Below are 3,233 nucleotides of genomic sequence, written 5' to 3' on the forward strand. Positions count from 1 at the left end.
CGTCGAGAATCGTCGGGCCCAGCCAGTGGCCACCAGCCCACGTCTCGCCCGAGGGCTTCTTGCCGCGCCCATCCAGCAGCACCCGCGCTCCGGCACGCTCCGCCGTGGCGATGGCCGTCTCCAGCCGGGTGAGGCTCGCGCGATCGATGAGCGCGCCCATGCCACCGCCCACCTCCAGCCGGGAGGCACGCTCCACCACCAGGTCGACGATGCGCTGCACATCCCCCACCGCGAGCAGCACGCTGGCGGCCATGCACCGCTGGCCGGCGCACCCGGTGAAGGAGTCCACCACGGACTGCGTGGTGAGGACCTCGTCCGCGTCCGGCACGACGATGAGGTGGTTCTTCGCCCCACCGAGCGCCAGCACGCGCTTGCCCTGCGCGCTACCGTCCGCGTACACGCGCCGCGCCACGGCCGACGAGCCCACGAAGGCCAGCGCACGCACCTCGGGGTGGGCCACCAGGGCCTCCACCGTCTCGCGCCCGCCGTGCACCACGGAGAAGACGCCGCGCGGGAAGCCCGCCTCCATCATCAGCTCGCCCATCGCGCACGCGGTGAGCGGCACCTTCTCCGAGGGCTTGAGGATGAAGGCGTTGCCCACCGTCACGGCGATGGGGAACATCCACAGCGGCACCATGGCCGGGAAGTTGAACGGGGTGATGCCCGCCACCACGCCGAGCGGCTCGCGCCGGAACTCGCAGGTGATGCCGCGGCTCACTTCCATGGCGCCGCCGGTGTCGAGGTTCTGCAGCGACAGCGCGAAGTCACACACCTCCAGGCCCTTGAGCAGACCCGCGCGGCCCTCGGCCACCGTCTTGCCGGACTCGCTGGCGGCGAGGTGGGCCAGCCGCTCCACGTTGGCCTCGAGCAGCGAGCGGAAGCGGGCCATCAGCGTGGTGCGCTCACGCAGGGGCGTGGCGCGCCAGCCGGGCGCCGCGGCGCGCGCGGCCTCCACCGCCTGCGCCACACCGTCCGCGGGCGTCAGGGGCACACGGCCGATGACGCCGCCGGTGTACGGGCTGCGCACGTCGAGCAGCGACGCATCTCGCGGGACGAGCCACTCGCCACCGACGAGGTTACGGCAGGTGGTGACGCTCTCGGGCAACTGAACAAAGGACACTCGTGCGCTCCCCCGGATGAGACGGCGTCACAAGAACTGTGACGGCTGCGTCAGTCCGGAGCCTAACAAAGAGCCCAGACAGCCCGGAAGACCCCGGGGTCCGAAAAGAGGGTTCGCCATCTGACACTCCCGCCGGACGACGCGGTGCACCGTGACACTCCAGCGGTTCCGGTATCTCCGCCCCGCGACGAGAACCGAGCGCATGACCAACCACCTGCTCGCGCTCCTGCTCCTCGCGGCCACGCCCCCCTCCCCGGCGCCCTACAAGAGCATGGCCTACAACGTCCTCTACGACGCCCCTCCCGAGGACGTGGAGAAATCGCTCGACGTCATCGAGCGGGAGAAGCCGGATCTGCTCTGCCTCCGCGAGCTGACAGCGGGTTTCGCCAAGGCCTTCCGGAAGCGGCTCGGCAAGGAGTTCCCGCACACCGCGCTCGAGCCCCAGAAGGGCACCTGGGGCGTGGGCATCGCCAGCAGGCATCCCCTGCTGCGCACCGAGCGCTTCCCCCAACGCCCGCATCGCATGCCCCCCATGGAGGCGGACGTGCGGTTGTGCGGTCGCCGGCTCAAGGTGGTGTGCGCCCACCTCCTCATGGCGCCCGGGAGGACCCCGGTGCGAGAACCCAAGGCCCTCGAGCGTTCTCCTCATGAAAAGACGATGACGAACGCCCCACCTGCCCCCACGGGCCGGCGGATTGCCCATGGCTCCGCTGGTCCCTAATTTGATCCCTACCGTGTCGAGGGGAGAGTCGCGCACGGATGCAGGGCAGCCCGGTGGGGACGACTGGGGGAGGCCATGCCAGGAAACACCGGTGGGACCGGAGGCGGTGAGCCCCTGGACTCCGAGCTCGAGGACTCAGACTTTGGCGACGAGCTGACCCGGGCGGTGAGCCAGGGCCCGGCCCTGCTCCGCACGCCCAAGTGCGGGGAGCGGCTGGGCGGCACGGACGGTCGCCGGTTCGAGATTCACGAGCAGCTCGGCGGCGGCGCCATGGGCCGGGTGTTCCGCGCCTGGGATGGCCGGCTGCGTCGCGAGGTGGCCCTCAAGTTCCTTCTCCCCAACGAGCAGCTGGAGGAGGAGCGCCTGCTCGCCCTGTTGCAACAGGAAGCCCAGGCCATCGCGCAGCTCGCCCACGCCAACATCGTCCGCCTCTTCGACGCCTCCGAGTGGGTGGGCGCCTCCTGGGAGCCGCGCATCCCCTTCCTCGTCATGGAGTATCTGGAAGGCGAGTCGCTCTCGGAGGTGCTGCGGCGCGAGGGGCGGTTGGAGCTCCGGCGGGCCTTGGATCTCCTGACCGGCATCGCCGCGGGACTGGCGCATGCGCACGCGCACCACGTCATCCACCGCGACCTCAAGCCCAGCAACGTCCTCCTCACGCGCGAGGGCGAGGTGAAGCTGCTCGACTTCGGGCTGGCGTGGTTGCTGGAAGAGGGCACCTCACACGGGGAGGACGACCTGCCCACGGCGGGCACGCCGGCGTACATGGCACCGGAGCAATGGGGAGGTGGAGAGCAGGACGAGCGGACCGACCTGTGGTCCGCGGGCGTCATCCTCCATGAGATGCTCACCGGAGAGGCGCTCTACCCCTTCGCCACCCTCCAGGAGCTGCGCGAGCGGGTGCTCTCCCCCGAGCCCGTGCCCTCCGTGCGCGAGCGCCACCCGGAGCTGCCCCGAGAAGTGGAGCCGCTGCTGGCCATGCTGTTGGCCAAGGACCCCGACCGGCGCTACCAGACGGCCCAGGAGTTCGGCGAGGAGCTACGCGAGCTGGTGGAGCGGCTCGGCCTCCGGACGAAGGCGCCCCGGCACGTGGCTCCCGAGCGCCGACAGGTGACGCTGGTGTCGTGCCGGCTGACGGGCCTGGGTGGCCTCGCGAACACGCTGGACGCCGAGGATCTCGGCGAGGTGGAGGAGGCGCTCCACCAGGTGTGCACCGAGCTCGTCCAGCAGCGGGGCGGCACCATCGCCCTGTACCTCGGTGACGAGGTGCTGGCCTGCTTCGGCTACCCGGCGGTGCGGGAGGAGGACGCGGAGCACGCGGTCCAGGTGGGGCTGACCCTGGCGCGGGAGCTGCCCGCCTTCCTCCACCATACGCTGCCCCAGCTCCCCGCGGGC

Annotated in this window: 3 protein-coding genes; 2 read left to right on the plus strand and 1 reads right to left on the minus strand. The window is 71.2% G+C overall.

The genetic code is table 11. The annotated features are described in order from the left end of the window. Window positions 1-1,120: aldehyde dehydrogenase family protein (locus VF794_RS15665; RefSeq protein WP_331111189.1), on the minus strand; the 1,120-nt coding region annotated here is incomplete at its 3' end. Between the two features lie 202 nt (window positions 1,121-1,322). On the opposite strand from VF794_RS15665, the gene VF794_RS15670 reads away from it, so the two are divergent. Next, on the plus strand, window positions 1,323-1,841 hold the full coding sequence (locus VF794_RS15670; protein ID WP_331111191.1) for an endonuclease/exonuclease/phosphatase family protein: 519 nt from the start codon (window positions 1,323-1,325) through the stop codon (window positions 1,839-1,841). A gap of 75 nt (window positions 1,842-1,916) precedes the next feature. Next, the coding region (locus VF794_RS15675) for a protein kinase domain-containing protein (protein ID WP_331111193.1) at window positions 1,917-3,233 on the plus strand (1,317 nt) is incomplete at its 3' end.

This window comes from Archangium sp. (genome assembly GCF_036389735.1).
Classification (GTDB): domain Bacteria; phylum Myxococcota; class Myxococcia; order Myxococcales; family Myxococcaceae; genus Archangium.